Here is a 17,363-nt window from a genome sequence, read left to right as displayed (position 1 = left end):
CAAGACGTTCTAAGATGCACCAATGTGTCCAGCTTGGCGAATAGAAGAATGATACAGATCAGTGCCCTGCCCGCCTTCACCGATAACTACATCTGGTTGTTACAAGACCATCGCACCCTGCGTTGCGCGGTGGTCGACCCTGGCGATGCCGCGCCTGTGCTGGCATGGCTGGCGCAACACCCCGGCTGGACCCTCAGCGATATCCTGGTCACCCACCATCACCACGACCACGTGGGCGGTGTCGTGCAGCTCAAGGAGGCGTCAGGCGCCAGGGTCTATGGCCCGGCCACTGAAAACATCCCGGCACGTGATGTCGCGCTCAACGATAACGATGATATCCATGTGCTGGGTTGGGACTTCAAGGTCCTGGCCGTGCCGGGACACACCCTGGGACATATAGCCTTTTATCATCATGGCTTGCTGTTCTGCGGCGACACGCTGTTCGCCGCCGGTTGCGGGCGTCTGTTCGAGGGCACGCCACAACAGATGCACATCTCCCTGGAGCGCCTGGCCGCGCTGCCGGCCGACACGCTGGTCTACTGCACCCACGAATACACACAAAGCAACCTGCGCTTTGCCCAGGCCGTGGAGCCGCACAACACCGATATCGCCGAACGGGTGGCCAAAGTCAGCCAACTCCGGGCAGACGGCAAGATGACCTTACCCTCGACCCTGGCCCTGGAAAAACTCACCAACCCGTTTTTGCGCACCGCTGAAACATCCGTTAAACAAAAAGCGGACGAATGGGGGAACTGCGATAACCGCTCTGGGAGCGCGGTTTTTGCTAGCTTGCGGGCTTGGAAAGATACGTTCTAAGCAGACAGGTTCTGATACGAAATTTCTGAATGGTTGACCGGAACCCAAGCGCTTTCTAGAATCGCCCGACATTTTTGCCCGGAACTCACTTCCAGCCAATGTCGTCATCTATTCGTAAATCCAACCATTCAGACGCATTGACCCGCCTGGCTCAAGCCATTGCGGTGGCCGTATCCGCAACTCTGGCGGGCTGCCAAACAACCAATTACGCTGCACAATCCACCGTGCAACCCAAACCCAATCTTGCGGCCAAGATCAAGCAAAAACCCCTTTGGCTCTCAGAGAAGCCAAGCCCACAGGTGCCCCAGGATGTCTGGGAACGCATGCGCCAGGGGTTCCAATTGCAGGACGGCGCGGGCGTCAACCCGCGTATCGAGCAACAACGCCTGTGGTTCGCCAGCAATCCCTCCTTCCTGGAGAATGCCGGCGAACGTGGCAGCCTCTATATTCACTACATCGTCGAACGCCTTGAAGAACGCAACATGCCCCTGGAGCTGGCGCTGCTGCCAGTGATTGAAAGTGCCTACAACCCAATGGCCTATTCGCGCAGCGATGCCGTCGGCCTGTGGCAATTCATTCCCTCCACCGGGCGCTACTTCAACCTGCGCCAGACCCGCGCCTATGATGGCCGCCGCGACATCACCGCCTCCACCACCGCCGCCCTGGACTATCTGACACGCCTGCATGACATGTTCAACGGCGACTGGTTGCTGGCCCTGGCGGCCTATAACGCTGGTGAAGGCACGGTCAGCCGGGCCATCGAGCGCAACGAGAAGCTCGGCCTGCCCACCGACTACTGGAACCTGCCACTGCCCCAGGAAACCAAGGACTACGTGCCCAAGTTCCTGGCGCTGTCCCAGGTGGTGCTGGCCCCCGAGGCCTACGGCGTCAACCTGAACCCGATTGCCAACACGCCGTACTTCAAAATGGTCGAAGTCAAGCAAAGCATGGACCTGTCCCGGGTCGCTGCGCTGGCCGAAATCGACGAAGACGAGCTGTTCCAGCTCAACCCGGCCTTCAAGCAACGCACCACCCTGGACGGTCCCCAGCACTTGCTGGTGCCCACCTCCAAGGCGCAACTGCTGGCCAGTAGCCTGTCCTCGATGAATCCCGAGGAGCTGTTGAGCCTGCGTCCGAAAAAACCGGTGTTTGACGAAGTCGAGCACAAGGCCGTGGCCGGCCGCTCGCGCAGCTACAAGGTCAAGAGCGGCGACAACCTGACCCTGATTGCCAAGGCCAACAAGGTCGATGTGCATGACCTGCAGCGCTGGAACAAGCTCAATGGCCAGGCGCTGAAGGTCGGCCAGACCCTAGTGATGCAGGACACCCGTAAAGTCGTGGCCAAGAAGCCGGTGCAGTACAAGGTCAAGAAAGGTGACTCGCTGTACATGGTTGCCAAGCGTTTCAACGTCGAGATGCAACACCTCAAGCGTTGGAACCCACGCACTGGCCAGGCGTTGAAGCCGGGGCAGATGCTGGTAGTGTCCGGGCCAAGATAAACCGAGTGCAAGCTGGCTTGTGTGGGAGCTGGCTTGCCTGCGATTGCATCTACGCGGTGTAACTGATTCACCGCGGCGCTTGCATCGCAGGCAAGCCAGCTCCTACACAAGCCAGCTCCCACATGATCCCTCCGGGCCTGGAAATGGCCTTTTCAACAGTCTTTTTCCAAGTGGAACAAGCTGTTACTGTACCGGTCATAAAGCCCAAGCCGCCCGGATCGGATTTCTGACTTGAAGCGTCCCCTCCTTCTACTAATAAGTCTGGCCTTGAGCTTTTGTGCGAATGCAACCATTACCGAAAACCACGGTTATGCGCAGTTCGGCACACTCAAGTACCCGGCCAAATTCACCCACTTCGATTGGGTAAATCCCGCAGCGCCCAAGGGTGGCACCTTGCGGGTCATGGCCTTTGGCACGTTTGACACCCTCAACCCCTATACCTTCAAGGGCTCAAGCCCGGTCTCCACCGCCAACTTCCTGCAATACGGGGTCAATGAGCTCAACGAGCCACTGATGGTCGGCACTGGCCAGTACGCCCCTTCCGGTGACGAACCCACCTCCAGTTATGGCCTGATCGCCCGATCCGTGGAGTACAACGAGGACCGCAGTTGGGTGGTGTTCAACCTGCGGCCACAAGCGCGTTTCCATGACGGCAAACCCATCACCGCCGACGACGTGGCCTTTTCCTATCGCACGTTGCTCACCGAAGGTCACCCGCAATACCGCACCAACCTGCAGGAAGTGGCCCGGGTGGACGTGCTGAGCCCCCTGCGCATCCGCTTCGTGTTCAAGCGCGCCGGCAACCCCTTGTTGATCCTGCGCCTGGGTGAGCTGCCGGTGTTGCCCCAGCACTACTGGAAAAACCGTGACTTCAAGGCCACCACCTTTGAACCGCCGCTGGGCAGCGGGCCCTATCGGATCAGCCAGGTCCAGCCGGGCCGGCAGTTGGTGTTCGAGCGGGTCAAGGACTATTGGGGCAAGGACTTGCCGGTCAATCGCGGGCTCTACAACTACGACAAGGTCGAGGTGGAGTTCTACCGCGACAGCGACGTGGCTTTCGAGGCATTCAAGGCCGGCGAATTCGACATCTATATCGAACACCAGGCCAAGAACTGGGCCAATGGCTACAACTTCCCGGCGGTAAACCGTGGCGAGGTGGTCAAGGCGCAGATCCCCCACCAGATCCCGACCCAGAGCCAGGGCCTGTTCATGAACAGCCGGCGCGCCACGTTCAGCCAGGCCAAGGTGCGCGAAGCGCTGGGGCTGATGTTCGATTTCGAGTGGACCAACCGCACCCTGTTCAGCGGCGCCTATAAACGCACCCTGAGCTACTACCCCAACAGCGAGTTCTCCGCCAGCGGCCTACCGGTGGGCCATGAATGGTTGATGCTCTCGCCCTATCGCGAGCAACTACCGGCCAATCTGTTTACCCAGGCCTTCAGCCTGCCGCAGACCGACGGGCGCGGCATCCCCCGGGACACCCTGCGCCGCGCCCTCGGCCTGCTGGCCGAAGGTGGCTGGAAACTCTCCGGCCAGCGCCTGCTCAATCGCGACGGGCAGCCGCTGCGCTTTGAAGTCCTGCTGGTCAACCCGAACCTGGAGCGGATCCTGCAACCTTATGTGGAAAATCTGCGCAGCATCGGTGTCGATGCCCGCTTGCGTACGGTGGATCGCGCGCAGTACAAACAGCGCCTCGACCAGTTTGACTTCGACATGATCCTGATGACCCTCAACCAAACCCTCAGCCCCGGCCTTGAACAGTGGCAGTACTTCCATTCCAGCCAGGCCGAGATCAAGGGCAGCAAGAATTACGCGGGCATCGCCAACCCGGTGGTCGACCACCTGCTGGAGCAGTTGCTCGCCGCCCAGACCCGCGACCAGCAAGTCGCTGCCGGCCGGGCCCTGGACCGGGTCCTGCTGTGGCAGCACTACAGTATTCCCAATTGGTATCTCAACTATCATCGCCTGGCGTACCGTAACCGGTTCGCCTTCGTGACCACGCCGCCCTACAGCCTGGGCCTGAGCGCGTGGTGGCTGAAAGCATCGGAGAAACCCCAATGATGGCTTTGCGCACTGCGATTATCAGTGGCCTGTTATTGTGCACCCAGGCCGTGGCCGCCCCCCAACACGCCTTGACCCTGTATGACGAGCCGCCCAAGTACCCCGCCGACTTCAAGCATGTCGACTATGTAAACCCGGACGCGCCCAAGGGCGGCACCTTCCGCGAGGCGGCCATGGGCAGCTTCGACAGCCTCAACCCGTTTATCAGCAAGGGCGTGCCCGCCGACAATATCGGCCTGGTCTACGATACCCTGGCCCAGCAGGGCCTGGACGAACCCATCACCGAGTACGGCCTGATCGCCGGCAAGATCGAAAAAGCCCCGGATAACAGCTGGGTGCGTTTTTACCTGCGCCCCGAAGCACGCTTTCACGATGGCCATCCGGTGCACGCCGAAGATGTGGTGTTCACCTTTGAAACCCTGATCAAGCAAGGCAGCCCCATTTACCGCACCTACTATGCCGACGTCGCCGAAGTGGTGGCCGAAGACCCGTTGCGCGTGCTGTTCAAGTTCAAGCACACCAGCAACCGCGAACTGCCACTGATCCTTGGCCAGTTGCCGGTATTGCCCAAGCACTGGTGGGTCGGGCGTGACTTTGCCAAGAGCAGCCTGGAGATGCCCCTGGGCAGCGGCCCGTACAAAGTGGCCGAGGTCAAGCCGGGGCGCTCGATCCGCTACGAGCGGGTCAAGGACTACTGGGGCAAGGACCTGCCGATCAACAAGGGCTTGTACAACTTCGATTACCGCATCAGTGACTATTACCGTGACAACACCGTGGCCCTGGAGGCCCTCAAGGCCGGGCAGTTCGATTACTGGCAGGAAATGACGGCCAAGAACTGGGCCAATGCCTACAACGTCCCGGCCGTGGTCGAGGGCCGGCTGATCAAGGAAGAACTGCCCAACGGCAATCCCACCGGGATGCAGGGTTTTGTGTTCAATATCCGCAAGCCGATGTTCCAGGACGTGCGGGTGCGCAAGGCCATCAGCCTGTTGATGGACTTTGAATGGACCAACAAGCAACTGTTCAACGGCGCCTACACCCGCACCCGCAGCTATTTCGAGAACTCGGACATGGCCGCCACCGGCCTGCCCGGCCCGGCCGAGTTGGCGATTCTCGAACCGCTGCGCGGCAGGATCCCGCCCGAAGCCTTCACCCAGGCCTTCGCCCCAGCGAAAACCGACGCCAGCGGCATGATCCGCACCCAGCAGCGCGAAGCCTATCAACTGTTGCAGGAAGCCGGCTGGCGCATCGTCGACGACAAGATGGTCGACACCAACGGCAAGCCGGTGAGCATCGAGTTCATGCTGGCCCAGACCGACTTCGAGCGCATCCTGCTGCCCTTCAAGCGCAACCTGGCAGACCTGGGGATCGAACTGGTGATCCGCCGGGTCGATATCTCGCAGTACGTCAACCGCATACGCTCGCGGGATTTCGACATGATGGTCGGCAGTTTCCCGCAGTCCTCTTCCCCGGGTAACGAGCAGCGTGAATTCTGGCAATCGGGCAGTGCCGACAACCCCGGCAGCCGCAACTACATCGGCCTCAAGGATCCGGCCATCGACGAATTGGTGGAACAGTTGATCAACGCCGACTCACGCAACAGCCTGGTGGCCCACGCCAAGGCCCTGGACCGGGTCTTGCAATTTGGCTACTACGTGATCCCCAACTGGCATATCAAGACCTACCGCGTGGCCTACTGGAATCACCTTGGCCACCCCAAAGTCCCGCCGCGCTATGACGTGGGCATCAATACCTGGTGGATCAAACCCAACACACCGCCGGCAGTGACGCCCCCCACCGACACCAGCGCCGATCCGGCGAGCGGAGGCGACTGACATGCTGGCTTATATTTTCCGCAGGTTGCTGCTGATCATTCCCACGTTGTTCGGCATTTTGCTGATCAACTTTGTCATCATCCAGGCCGCTCCCGGTGGCCCGGTGGAGCAAATGATCGCCAAGCTCGAAGGCTTTGAAGGCGCCACCAGCCGTATCGCCGGTGGCGGCGCCGAAGTCTCGGTGGCCGGCTCCAGCTACCGGGGGGCCCAGGGCCTGGACCCGACGCTGATCAAGGAGATCGAGAAGATGTACGGCTTCGACAAGTCGGCGCCGGAACGCTTGTGGATCATGGTCAAGAACTACGCCCGACTGGATTTTGGCGACAGCTTTTTTCGCGATGCCAAGGTCATCGACCTGATCAAGGAGAAGATGCCGGTGTCCATTTCCCTCGGGTTATGGAGCACCCTGATCATGTACCTGGTCTCGATCCCCCTGGGGATCGCCAAGGCCACCCGCCATGGCAGCCACTTTGACGTGTGGACCAGTTCGGCAATCATCGTCGGCTATGCGATCCCGGCGTTCCTGTTTGCCATCCTGTTGATCGTGGTATTCGCCGGCGGCAGTTATTTTGACTGGTTCCCCTTGCGCGGGCTGACCTCCAACAACTTCGAGGAACTGAGCTGGGGCGCCAAGATCCTCGACTACTTCTGGCACCTGGCGCTACCGGTCACGGCCCTGGTGATCGGTAACTTCGCCACCATGACCCTGCTGACCAAGAACAGCTTTCTCGACGAAATCAACAAGCAGTACGTAATCACCGCCAAGGCCAAGGGCCTGACCCATCACCGCGTGCTCTACGGCCACGTGTTCCGCAATGCCATGCTGTTGGTGATCGCCGGGTTCCCTTCGGCGTTTATCGGCATTTTCTTTACCGGCTCGCTGCTGGTGGAGGTGATCTTCTCCCTCGACGGCCTGGGCCTGATGAGCTTTGAAGCGGCGATCAACCGCGATTACCCGGTGGTGTTCGGCACCCTGTTTATCTTCACCCTGCTGGGCCTGGTGGTGAAACTGATCGGTGACTTGACCTACACCCTGGTCGACCCCCGTATCGACTTTGAAAGCCGGGAGCATTGAGATGACGCTATCCCCCCTCAATCGCCGCCGTTTTGAACGTTTCAAGGCCAACAAGCGTGGCTGGTGGTCGCTGTGGCTGTTCCTGATCCTGTTTGGCCTGAGCCTGGGCGCCGAGCTGATCGCCAACGACAAGCCGCTGGCGGTGCATTACGACGGTGACTGGTACTTCCCGGCGCTCAAGCGCTACCCGGAAACCACCTTCGGCGGCGAATTCCCCCTGGAAGCCAACTACAAAAGCCCGTATATCCGCGAACTGCTCAAGGCCAAGGACGCCTGGACGCTCTGGGCGCCGATTCCCTACAGCTACCAGAGCATCAACTACGACCTGAAAGTCCCGGCCCCGGCCCCGCCGTCGGCCGACAACCTGCTGGGCACCGATGACCAGGGCCGGGATGTACTGGCGCGGGTGATCTATGGCTTTCGGATCTCGGTGCTGTTTGCCCTGACCCTCACGGTCTTGAGCTCGATCATCGGCGTGGCGGCCGGGGCCTTGCAGGGTTTCTATGGCGGCTGGGTCGACCTGGCCGGCCAGCGCTTCCTGGAAATCTGGTCGGGCTTGCCGGTGCTGTACCTGCTGATCATCCTCGCCAGCTTTGTGCAACCCAATTTCTGGTGGCTGCTGGGGATCATGCTGCTGTTTTCCTGGATGAGCCTGGTGGACGTGGTACGTGCCGAGTTCCTGCGCGGACGCAACCTGGAATACGTGCGCGCGGCCCGGGCCCTGGGCATGCAGAACGGCGCGATCATGTTCCGCCATATCCTGCCCAACGCCATGATCTCGACCATGACCTTTATGCCCTTCATCCTGACCGGCGCGATCGGCACCCTGACCGCCCTGGACTTCCTGGGCTTCGGCCTGCCCGCCGGTTCGCCGTCCCTGGGCGAACTGGTGGCCCAGGGCAAATCCAACCTGCAGGCGCCGTGGCTGGGCATCAGTGCCTTTGCGGTGCTGGCGATCATGTTGAGCTTGCTGGTGTTTATCGGCGAGTCCGCTCGCGATGCCTTCGACCCGAGGAAATGAGATGAATCAGGACAATCTGATCGAAGTCCGCGACCTCAGTGTCGAGTTCGTCACCGGCGAGCAGCATCAGCGCGTGGTGGAGAACATCAGTTTCGATATCCGCCGTGGTGAAACCCTGGCCCTGGTCGGCGAAAGCGGCTCCGGCAAATCGGTGACCGCCCACTCGATCCTGCGCCTGCTGCCCTACCCCCTGGCGCGGCACCCATCCGGCACCATCGAGTATGCCGGGCAGGATCTGCTGACCCTGAAAGAAAAGCCCTTGCGCCAGATTCGCGGCAACCGCATTGCGATGATCTTCCAAGAGCCCATGACCTCGCTAAACCCGCTGCACAGCATCGAGAAGCAGATCAACGAGGTACTGGGCCTGCACAAGGGCCTGACCGGCAAGGCCGCGACTCTGCGCACCCTGGAACTGCTGGACCTGGTGGGCATCCCCGAACCGCGCAAGCGCCTCAAAGCCCTGCCCCACGAACTGTCCGGCGGCCAGCGCCAGCGGGTGATGATCGCCATGGCCCTGGCCAACGAGCCGGAACTGTTGATCGCCGATGAACCGACCACCGCCCTGGACGTGACCGTGCAGTTGAAGATCCTCGAACTGCTCAAGGAGTTGCAGGCGCGCCTGGGCATGGCGCTGCTGCTGATCAGCCATGACTTGAACCTGGTGCGGCGCATTGCCCACCGCGTGTGTGTGATGCAGCGCGGTTGCATTGTCGAGCAGGCGTCCTGCGAGGAGCTGTTCCGCGCGCCCCGGCACCCCTACACCCAGGAACTGCTGGCCGCCGAGCCCAGTGGCGGGCCGGCGACCAATGCGATTGGCCCGCCGCTGCTGGAAGTCGACGACCTGAAGGTCTGGTTCCCGATCAAGAAAGGCTTTTTGCGCAATACCATCGATTACGTCAAGGCGGTGGACGGCATTAACTTCAGCCTGCCCCAGGGCCAGACCCTGGGCATTGTCGGCGAAAGCGGCTCGGGCAAATCCACCCTGGGCCTGGCGATCCTGCGGTTGATCGGCAGCAAGGGCGGGATCCGTTTTGAAGGCCAGCAACTGGACCCACTGACCCAGCAACAGGTGCGGCCCTTGCGCCGGGAAATGCAGGTAGTGTTCCAGGACCCGTTCGGCAGCCTGAGCCCACGCATGTGCGTCAGCGAGATCGTTGGCGAAGGCTTGCGTATCCACAAGATCGGCACGGCGGCCGAGCAGGAGGCGGCGATTATCGCGGCGCTCCAGGAGGTCGGGCTGGACCCGCAGACCCGCCACCGCTACCCCCACGAATTCTCCGGCGGCCAACGCCAACGCATCGCCATCGCCCGCGCCCTGGTGCTCAAGCCACGCCTGATTCTGCTGGACGAACCCACCTCGGCCCTGGACCGCACGGTGCAGCGCCAGGTGGTGGAACTGCTGCGCAACCTGCAGACCAAGTACAACCTGACCTACCTGTTTATCAGCCACGACCTGGCGGTGGTCAAAGCCTTGAGCCATCAGTTGATGGTGGTCAAACAGGGCCAGGTGGTGGAACAGGGGGATGCCAAGGCGATCTTCGCTGATCCGCAGCATGCCTATACCCGACAGTTGCTGGAGGCTGCCTTCCTGGTGCCGACCTCCCGGATCTGACCTGTCATGCCAGGGGTCAAGATCCACCGCTGATCCCCTGTGGGAGCTGGCTTGCCTGCGATAGCGGTGGGCCAGCCAATTGGGATGTTGCCTGTACCGCCGCTATCGCAGGCAAGCCAGCTCCCACATTTGCTCCGTGCAAGCCCACAGACCGCGTCTTTCGCAAAAGCAAACCAATATCATTTGCGCTGCCCGCAGGCCTTTGCTTTAATCGCGACCAATTCCTATTCACATCATGGCATCCGCGCCGGTTGGATATTGTGTCGACCTCCCCCACTTCGTTCAGCCAGCTCTACGGCAGCCACCATTCCTGGCTGCTCGGCCTGTTGCGCCGGCGCCTGAGCAATCGCTGGGATGCCGCCGACCTGGCGCAAGACACCTTTATCCGCGTACTCAAGCGCCCGCCCGACCAGGCCTGCGCCATGCGCGAGCGCTCGTACCTGGCGACCATCGCCCGTGGCCTGTGCATCGACCATTGGCGCCGGCGCCAACTGGAGCAGGCCTGGCTGCAAAGCCTCGCCGACCGTCCGCAAGCGGTGCAGCCATCGCCGGAGCAGCGGGCGATTATCGTCGAAACCCTGTACGAGGTAGACGCCATGCTTGCGCGCCTACCGCGCAAGGTCAGCGATGCGTTCCTGCTGGCGCAACTGCATGGCATGACCTACAAGCAAATCGCCCTACAGCTGGGAGTCTGTGAGCGCATGGTGAAAAAATACATGGCCCAGGCGCTGTTGCACTGCGCGGTGCTGGAAGCCGAACTCGACGGGTTGCTGGTGGAATGACCCCCGCCGGCAAACTCAGCCACGCCAGCCTGCAACAGGCCGCCCACTGGTATGTGCGCCTGCAAGACCCGCAAGGTGACAGCCAGGCGCAACAGCACTGGCAAGCCTGGCTGGGGCAGAACCCCGAGCACCAGGCCGCCTGGCGTTACGTCGAGCGCGTCAGCCAACGCTTCGCGCCCCTGGCCGACGAGCCCATCGGCGCCGGCCGTGCCCTGCGCAGCACCCGGCGGCAAACCCTCAAGACGCTGTTGGTGCTGGGCGCAGGTTCAGCCTTGGCCTGGGGCACCTGGCGCGGCACTGCCCTGCCCCGGGTGGTCGGCGGCTGGAGCGCCGACTACGCCACGGCCAGTGGCGAAATCCGCGACACCTTGCTCGGCGACGGCACGCATATCTGGCTCAACGCGCTAAGCGCCATGGATGTACGCTTCGACGCGCACCAGCGCCTGTTACACCTGCGCTTTGGCGAAGTGCTGATCGACACCGCCAAGGATCTCCAGCGCCCGTTCCTGGTCGACACCGCGCACGGTCGCCTGCGTGCCCTGGGCACGCGCTTCAGTGTGTTGCAGGGCGAGGACGGCACCACGCTGAATGTCTTTGATGGTCGGGTAGAAGTGCGCACCGTCGATGGGCAGCAGGTGCGCATTATCGAGTCCGAGCAACAGGCGGTGTTCGATCGCCACAGCATCCGCAGCCCGCTAGCGGCATCAGCCACCCGCGAGGCCTGGAGCCGTGGCGTGCTGTTGGCCGACAACCTGCCCCTGGGCCAACTGATCGGCGAACTCAACCGCTACCGCCACGGCCACCTGGGGTGCGATCCGGCAGTGGCCCATTTGCCGGTGATGGGCTCGTTCCCGCTCAAGGACAGCGAACATGCGTTGCGGCTGCTGGAGGCGGCGTTGCCGATCCAGGTGGACCGGCTGATGCCGTGGTGGGTCAGCGTGGGGCCGAAAACACACGCGACCTGATGCCTTGGCGCAAATGGGCGAGCACATTTTTTTTGCCCCTCCAGTTCCCCTTTTCGACGTTCGTTCGGTTAACCCAGCAGACGCTTTCATATTCGCCGAACCCGTAGGGAACCTTCCATGCCGCAACCCGCTGCTTTCACTGTGCGCCCCCTGGCGCTGGCCATCACCGCGACCCTGCTCTGCCTGGGCCCACTCCACGTGCAGGCGGCGCAAACGCCAGCGACCCAGGAAACCACCCGCAGCTACAATATCGGCGCCGGATCGCTGGTCAGCGTGCTGAACCGCTTTGCCGAGCAATCGGGGATTTTTATCGCCGGCCACAACAGCCTGGCCGCCGGGAAAAACAGCCCCGGCCTCAGCGGCAGCTTCTCCCCCACCGGCGGTTTGCAGCAGCTGTTGCAAGGCAGCGGTTTGCAGGCCCGGCCCCAGGGCAACCAGGGTTATGTGCTGGAGCTGGCGCCGCTCAATACCGGCGAACTGGAACTGGGCGCCACCACCATTTCCGGCGTGAACCTGGGGGCCACCACCGAAGACAGCCACGCCTACACCACCGGCTCGATGGCCTCGGCCACCGGCCTGCCGCTGTCGATCCGTGAGACACCGCAGTCGGTCACCGTGATCACCCGCCAGCAGATGGATGACCAGGGCTCCAACAGCATCGCCGACACCCTGCGCCGCGCCCCGGGCATCAGCGTGCAGAACTACGACAGCGAGCGCTGGGAGTTCTCCAGCCGCGGCCTGCCGATCACCAACTTCCAGTACGACGGCGTCAACTCCACCTACGACGGCGTGTATGACTACGGCACCACCAGCACCGACATGGCGGTGTACGACCGCCTGGAAATCATCAAGGGCTCAGCGGGCCTGATGAGCGGCTCGGGCGACCCTTCGGCCACGGTCAACCTGATCCGCAAAAAGCCCACCCGCGACTTCAAGGCCTCGGTCACCGGCACCGTGGGCTCCTGGGACAACTACCGCACCGAAGGCGATATCTCCGGGCCGCTGACCGAATCGGGCAATGTGCGTGGACGCTTTGTCGGGGTTTATCAGGATCGTTCGTCGTACCTGGACCACTACCAGCACACCAAGGACATTGCCTACGGCATCCTCGAAGCCGATCTGACCCCCGACACCCTGCTGACCTTCGGTATCGACCAACAGGACACCCGCTCCCGCGGCGCCAGCTGGGCCGGGTTCCCGATGTACTTCAACAACGGCAATCGCACGAACTTCTCGCGCTCGTTCAACCCGGCTGCCGACTGGAGCCGCCGTGACTTCCAGAACCAGACGATTTTCGCCTCGGTGCAACAACAACTGGCCAACGACTGGTCGCTCAAAGTCAGCCTGGACCGCAAGCGCAGCCAGCACGACACCCTGCTCGCCTCGGCCAGTGGCGGCAACCCCGACCAGGCCAGCGGCGACGGCATGTACATGTTCATGGGCAAGTACAAGGGCGACCAGGTGCAGAACACCCTCGACGTCAACCTCAACGGCCCGTTCAGCCTGTTTGGCCGCGAACATGAGTTGATCATGGGCTTTATGGCGACCCGCTCGAAACAGGACGTGCCGGTCTACGGCTCGATCTACCCGCCGGTGGGCGGCAGCATCTATGACTGGCGCGGCGAATACCCCAAGCCGGATATCCCGCGCAGTGGCCAGAACGATATTGTGCAACGCCAGACCGGCGCCTACCTGGCAACCCGCCTCAAACCCACCGATGACCTGTCGGTGATCCTCGGCACCCGCGTCAGCAATTTCAGCAACACCGATAACACCGACTTCTATGCGCCAACCGCCACCGACAACCGCACAAGCTATAAACAAACCGGTGTGGTGACGCCCTACGCCGGGGTGGTCTACGACCTCAACGATATCTGGTCGGTCTACAGCAGCTACACCAAGATCTACCGGCCGCAGAACAGCAAGGATGCCGATCGCAAATTGCTCGACGCGATTGAAGGCGACACCTACGAAGCCGGGCTCAAGGCGGCCTTTTACGACGGTCGCCTGAATGCCAGCTTCGCCGCGTTCCGCATCGAACAGGACAATGTCGCGCAATACGTCTCGGGCTTTGAAAGCGACTCGATCTATCGCCCGATTGCCGGCGCCACCACCAAGGGCTTTGAAGTGGAACTGGCCGGCGAAGTGCTGGAGGGCTGGAATGTCTCGGCCGGCTACACCTACCAGCACACCCGCGATGCCAACGACGACTACGTCTACGGCTCGGTGCTGCAAACCACCACGCCGCAGCAAGTAGTGCGCCTGTTCAACACCTACCGCCTGCCTGGCGCACTGAACAAGGTGACCCTCGGGGCCGGGGTTAACTGGCAAAGCGAGTTCTTCGGCAATGTGTTCCAGCCCAACCCGAATGACACGGTCAACTTCGGCCAATACGCGCGCATCACCCAGGACAGCTACTACCTGGTGGACCTGATGGCGCGCTATCGCTTCAACGAGCACTTGAGCACCACGTTGAACGTGAAGAACGCCTTCGACAAAAAGTACTACACCGGCCTGGGCAACTTCGGCACCGGCTTCTACGGCGAGCCACGCAGCCTGCAACTGGCCACGCGCTGGGACTTCTAAGCACTCCCTAGGGATAGGATGGGCGGCGTATTGTGTGCAATCATCGGGGCCCTACACGGTTCCCCGGAGATTGCATCATGTCGCTGCCCGACCTGGCCGCCCCGCGCTTCTGGCGGGATCCTCGCCTGCCGTTTATCGAGGCGCGCACCATCGATGATGGGCGCAAGGTCTGCTACACCCGGCATGCCCACGACCATTTCTCGATTGGCGCGATCACCGCCGGGCAGAGCCTGTATCTCCATGGCGCGGACACCTTCCAGGTCCACAGCGGCACCGTGGTGCTGATGAACCCTGGCGACGTGCACGCCTGCAACCCTCTCGACGACCAGCCCTGGTCGTATCACATGCTCTACATCGACACGCCCTGGCTGACCGACCTGCAACACCAGCTGGGGTTTGCCAGCCACTTGGGTTTTCGCCGCTTCGACGCCACCCATACCGCTGACCCGCTGCTGTTTGCCGGCCTGCTGGAACTGTACGCCGTGCTGATCGACGAACACGCCGCCGCCCGGCATAAACACAGCGCCGTGGTGCGCTTTTTCACGGCGGTGCAAACGCGCCTGAACCCGGCGGCGTTGCCTGCGCGGGAGGTCAATCACAAGCTGGAACGCGCCGCCGAGTACATCCGCGAGCACTGCACCGAAGCGCTGAAACTGGAAACGATCTGCCAGGCGGCGCAGCTGTCGCCGTCGTACCTGATCCGGGCCTTCAAACAGGCTTATGGCATGACGCCCCATGCGTTCCTGATCAACCAGCGCGTGCAGTTTGCGCGCAACCAACTGCGTAGCGGCCAGTTGATTGCCGATGTGGCACTGGCCGCCGGTTTTGCCGACCAGGCGCATCTGCAGCGCACGTTCAAACAACACCTGGCAGCCACGCCTGGGCAGTATCGCGGCTGACTCATGCCAGCAGCAGGTACGCCACACTGATCACCAGCAACAGCGCCATGATCCGGTTGAACAGGCGCATGCCCCGGGCATTGCCAAGGTAACGGCGAAAGAACGTGCCCACATACGCCCAGCACGCCACCGACAGGTAGCAAATCACCAGGTACACCGCCGCCAGCTGCCACACACGCGCAGCCTCACCGTCAGCGGCAAACAGGCCCATGCCCGCCACACACGCCAGCCAGGCCTTGGGGTTGAGCCATTGCATCACCGCGCCATACAGCATCGACGGTGCAGCCGCCGCGTCTTGCGCCTCCAGCCGGCCATCATCCATCGCCAGCTTGTAGGCCATATACAGCAGGAATACGACCCCGCCCCACTGGATGCCCTGGGTCAGGATCGGCCAACGCACCAGCAGCTCATGCAGGCCCAGGCCAATCAACACCAGCAGCAACGTAAACCCCAGCGCCGCGCCGGCCACGTGTTTCTGGCTGGCGGCAAACCCAAAGCGCGCGCCCGAGCCGAGGGCGACCACATTGACCGGGCCGGGGGTAATGGAGGTCGCCAGGGCGAAGGCGGCCATGGACATGAGCAAACTCATTGCACTTCCTTTTTTGTAATGACAGGGGGACAGGCCTGTACGCTACGTTCCTGTAGCCAGTGCGTATTGAAGAAAATGCCCCTTGGCAGCGGTGCCTGGATGTCGCTCAGGCACAGCCAAATCGCCGCTCCGGCTGTGAGGCTGTCGATAAATCCAGGATACTGCTAGATACGCCATCCCATGGTCACTCAGGCAACAGAAACTCGCCCGATAGAGAACACACGACAGGTTATAGAGTGAGTTGGGAAAGAGATTCCCGATAACAAAAAATTAGGATTATTTAAATATTCCGCAAACAGTAAATCAGCGTATTTCAGTTATTGCTTCGTATAACGGCAGCATCACCCGGAGCCGAGCGGGGACTAAACAATCGATCAGAAAACTCGATCAAACTATCAAGAGTCTCTCTATCCTTGCATACTTCATAGAGGTTTTCTTCCCCGCCGGATCCTGATTTACTTCTTAACAACGTCGGCGAACCAGTGGCGGTAGAAACCTTATAACCATTACATCCCCTAGAAGAGCTGTAGCCCGTAAAGCCACCGCTCAATAGAGGAACTGCCATAGCGGAACTCACTCCAAACGCCAGCACAAAGATCATTGCCCCACCACCAGAAAACACTATATTCTTTAGATAACATTCAAATTGAATGCCTTTTTTTTGATTATTTTTCAGCATTCAGACGCCCTCCTTTATCCACTCATGTCTTATTTATCTTCGCAAAGAAGCCTTCAAGACGAAGGTAGCACCACCGAATTACAGTTCAGCACCCTATCCAATTGAATAGCTATTGCGACTAACGCACTTTAAATACAAAAATAATTAAAGTACCTGAAGGCGATAGTCGCAACTGTCAAATATGACAGGTTGTTTTTTTACATAATCAGGTATAGCGCGAAAGCCTAGGCAAATTTCGACTATACCGTTTCGTCGGCATTCCCGGGCGACCGCGTCAGCCCTACCTTGAGCAAACGCAGCTCCAGGTATTGCAGGAGCATGATGGTCTTGCCATCGACAATCTCACCACGCGCAACCATGGCAATGGCCTCGTCAAACCCCAATTCCAGCACATCGATATCCTCGCCTTCCTCCTCCAGGCCACCGCCCTCGCCTACGCGATCGCCAGGCTGATACTCACCGATAAAGAAATGAATGCGCTCGGTTACCGAGCCCGGGCTCATGAACGCCGAGTAGACTTTTTCCACATGCCCTACGCGGTAACCGGTTTCTTCCTCGGCTTCCAGGCGGATGCGTTCCTCAGGGCTGGCGTTGTCCAGCAGGCCGGCGGCGGTTTCGATCAGGTAGCCGTCATGGCCATTGACGAAGGCCGGCATGCGGAACTGGCGGATCAGCAGCACCGTGCGCTGCAAGGTGTTGTACAGCAGGATGGTCGCACCGTTGCCACGGTCGTACACCTCGCGGGTCTGGGCTTGCCAGCTGCCGTCGCGGCGGCGCAGGTCGAAACTGTACTTTTTCAACAGGTACCAGTTGTCCGAGAGCAGTTCTTCGGCAGTGATGCGTACGGGACTGTTGTCCATGACAGGTCCTTTGGTCAAAAAGAGGGGCGAGCAGCATGTCGGTGACACCCTGCCAGCGTCAAGCTGTCCATAGGCCAGCATTGC

The 17,363-nt window shown here is 61.1% G+C and carries 14 protein-coding genes; 11 read left to right on the top strand and 3 right to left on the bottom strand.

Annotated features, from left to right (window positions below; all coding sequences use genetic code 11):
* Positions 1–48: 48 nt before the first annotated feature.
* The 11 genes from gloB (at position 49) to AC07W7_RS01730 (ending at position 15,151) form a co-directional block, all read left to right on the top strand.
* Positions 49–816: a hydroxyacylglutathione hydrolase gene (gloB, locus tag AC07W7_RS01780; protein WP_099169738.1), complete on the top strand. Its 768-nt coding sequence runs from the start codon at positions 49–51 to the stop codon at positions 814–816.
* Positions 817–914: 98 nt separating this feature from the next.
* The gene (locus tag AC07W7_RS01775) at positions 915–2,315 is read left to right on the top strand and encodes a lytic transglycosylase domain-containing protein (RefSeq protein WP_236309302.1); all 1,401 of its coding nucleotides are present in this window, start codon (positions 915–917) and stop codon (positions 2,313–2,315) included.
* Positions 2,316–2,546: 231 nt separating this feature from the next.
* The gene (locus AC07W7_RS01770; RefSeq protein ID WP_495038507.1) at positions 2,547–4,376 is read left to right on the top strand and encodes an extracellular solute-binding protein; all 1,830 of its coding nucleotides are present in this window, start codon (positions 2,547–2,549) and stop codon (positions 4,374–4,376) included.
* Entirely contained in the window at positions 4,373–6,211 is a 1,839-nt protein-coding gene (locus AC07W7_RS01765; RefSeq protein WP_495038506.1) for an extracellular solute-binding protein, read from the top strand. The genes AC07W7_RS01770 and AC07W7_RS01765 overlap by 4 nt, the downstream gene beginning before the upstream one ends.
* 1 nt (position 6,212) lies before the next feature.
* The gene (locus AC07W7_RS01760; RefSeq protein WP_076961109.1) at positions 6,213–7,286 is read left to right on the top strand and encodes a microcin C ABC transporter permease YejB; all 1,074 of its coding nucleotides are present in this window, start codon (positions 6,213–6,215) and stop codon (positions 7,284–7,286) included.
* Between the two features lies 1 nt (position 7,287).
* Positions 7,288–8,307 carry an ABC transporter permease gene (locus AC07W7_RS01755; RefSeq protein ID WP_076961110.1) on the top strand — a complete coding sequence of 340 codons (1,020 nt, stop codon included), beginning with the start codon at positions 7,288–7,290 and terminating at the stop codon, positions 8,305–8,307.
* Between the two features lies 1 nt (position 8,308).
* On the top strand, positions 8,309–9,919 hold the full coding sequence (locus AC07W7_RS01750; protein WP_099169735.1) for an ABC transporter ATP-binding protein: 1,611 nt from the start codon (positions 8,309–8,311) through the stop codon (positions 9,917–9,919).
* A gap of 251 nt (positions 9,920–10,170) precedes the next feature.
* Positions 10,171–10,701 carry a sigma-70 family RNA polymerase sigma factor gene (locus tag AC07W7_RS01745; protein ID WP_083743021.1) on the top strand — a complete coding sequence of 177 codons (531 nt, stop codon included), beginning with the start codon at positions 10,171–10,173 and terminating at the stop codon, positions 10,699–10,701.
* Entirely contained in the window at positions 10,698–11,666 is a 969-nt protein-coding gene (locus AC07W7_RS01740; protein WP_495038505.1) for a FecR domain-containing protein, read from the top strand. Before AC07W7_RS01745 ends, AC07W7_RS01740 begins: the two co-directional genes overlap by 4 nt.
* A gap of 117 nt (positions 11,667–11,783) precedes the next feature.
* Positions 11,784–14,252, top strand: a complete 2,469-nt coding sequence (locus AC07W7_RS01735; RefSeq protein ID WP_495038504.1) for a TonB-dependent siderophore receptor — start codon at positions 11,784–11,786, stop codon at positions 14,250–14,252.
* 77 nt (positions 14,253–14,329) lie between these two features.
* Positions 14,330–15,151, top strand: a complete 822-nt coding sequence (locus AC07W7_RS01730; protein WP_169864113.1) for a helix-turn-helix transcriptional regulator — start codon at positions 14,330–14,332, stop codon at positions 15,149–15,151.
* Position 15,152: 1 nt separating this feature from the next.
* Here AC07W7_RS01730 and AC07W7_RS01725 read toward each other — a convergent pair whose 3' ends face one another.
* The 3 genes from AC07W7_RS01725 to AC07W7_RS01715 all read right to left on the bottom strand — a co-directional run bounded on the left by AC07W7_RS01725 (position 15,153) and on the right by AC07W7_RS01715 (position 17,279).
* A complete protein-coding gene (locus AC07W7_RS01725) occupies positions 15,153–15,740 on the bottom strand; it encodes a LysE family translocator (protein ID WP_495038503.1) in 588 nt (195 codons plus the stop codon).
* Positions 15,741–16,053: 313 nt separating this feature from the next.
* The gene (locus tag AC07W7_RS01720; RefSeq protein WP_130898180.1) at positions 16,054–16,419 is read right to left on the bottom strand and encodes a hypothetical protein; all 366 of its coding nucleotides are present in this window, start codon (positions 16,417–16,419) and stop codon (positions 16,054–16,056) included.
* A gap of 239 nt (positions 16,420–16,658) precedes the next feature.
* On the bottom strand, positions 16,659–17,279 hold the full coding sequence (locus tag AC07W7_RS01715) for a GDP-mannose pyrophosphatase (RefSeq protein WP_495038502.1): 621 nt from the start codon (positions 17,277–17,279) through the stop codon (positions 16,659–16,661).
* Between the last annotated feature and the right edge of the window lie 84 nt (positions 17,280–17,363).

The organism is Pseudomonas sp. GW821-FHT01D09, from assembly GCF_059422465.1.
The sequence above is the reverse complement of the archived record's forward strand: the minus strand, read 5'-3'. Positions and strand labels throughout refer to the sequence as shown.

Bases quoted from the DNA above. Each gene is read 5' to 3' on its own strand.
- AC07W7_RS01730 (WP_169864113.1), top strand. From the start codon at position 14,330: ATGTCGCTGCCCGACCTGGCCGCCCCGCGCTTCTGGCGGGATCCTCGC.
- AC07W7_RS01750 (WP_099169735.1), top strand. From the start codon at position 8,309: ATGAATCAGGACAATCTGATCGAAGTCCGCGACCTCAGTGTCGAGTTC.
- AC07W7_RS01715 (WP_495038502.1), bottom strand. From the start codon at position 17,279: ATGGACAACAGTCCCGTACGCATCACTGCCGAAGAACTGCTCTCGGAC.
- AC07W7_RS01735 (WP_495038504.1), top strand. From the start codon at position 11,784: ATGCCGCAACCCGCTGCTTTCACTGTGCGCCCCCTGGCGCTGGCCATC.
- gloB (WP_099169738.1), top strand. From the start codon at position 49: ATGATACAGATCAGTGCCCTGCCCGCCTTCACCGATAACTACATCTGG.
- AC07W7_RS01775 (WP_236309302.1), top strand. From the start codon at position 915: ATGTCGTCATCTATTCGTAAATCCAACCATTCAGACGCATTGACCCGC.
- AC07W7_RS01725 (WP_495038503.1), bottom strand. From the start codon at position 15,740: ATGAGTTTGCTCATGTCCATGGCCGCCTTCGCCCTGGCGACCTCCATT.
- AC07W7_RS01720 (WP_130898180.1), bottom strand. From the start codon at position 16,419: ATGCTGAAAAATAATCAAAAAAAAGGCATTCAATTTGAATGTTATCTA.
- AC07W7_RS01740 (WP_495038505.1), top strand. From the start codon at position 10,698: ATGACCCCCGCCGGCAAACTCAGCCACGCCAGCCTGCAACAGGCCGCC.
- AC07W7_RS01755 (WP_076961110.1), top strand. From the start codon at position 7,288: ATGACGCTATCCCCCCTCAATCGCCGCCGTTTTGAACGTTTCAAGGCC.
- AC07W7_RS01760 (WP_076961109.1), top strand. From the start codon at position 6,213: ATGCTGGCTTATATTTTCCGCAGGTTGCTGCTGATCATTCCCACGTTG.
- AC07W7_RS01765 (WP_495038506.1), top strand. From the start codon at position 4,373: ATGATGGCTTTGCGCACTGCGATTATCAGTGGCCTGTTATTGTGCACC.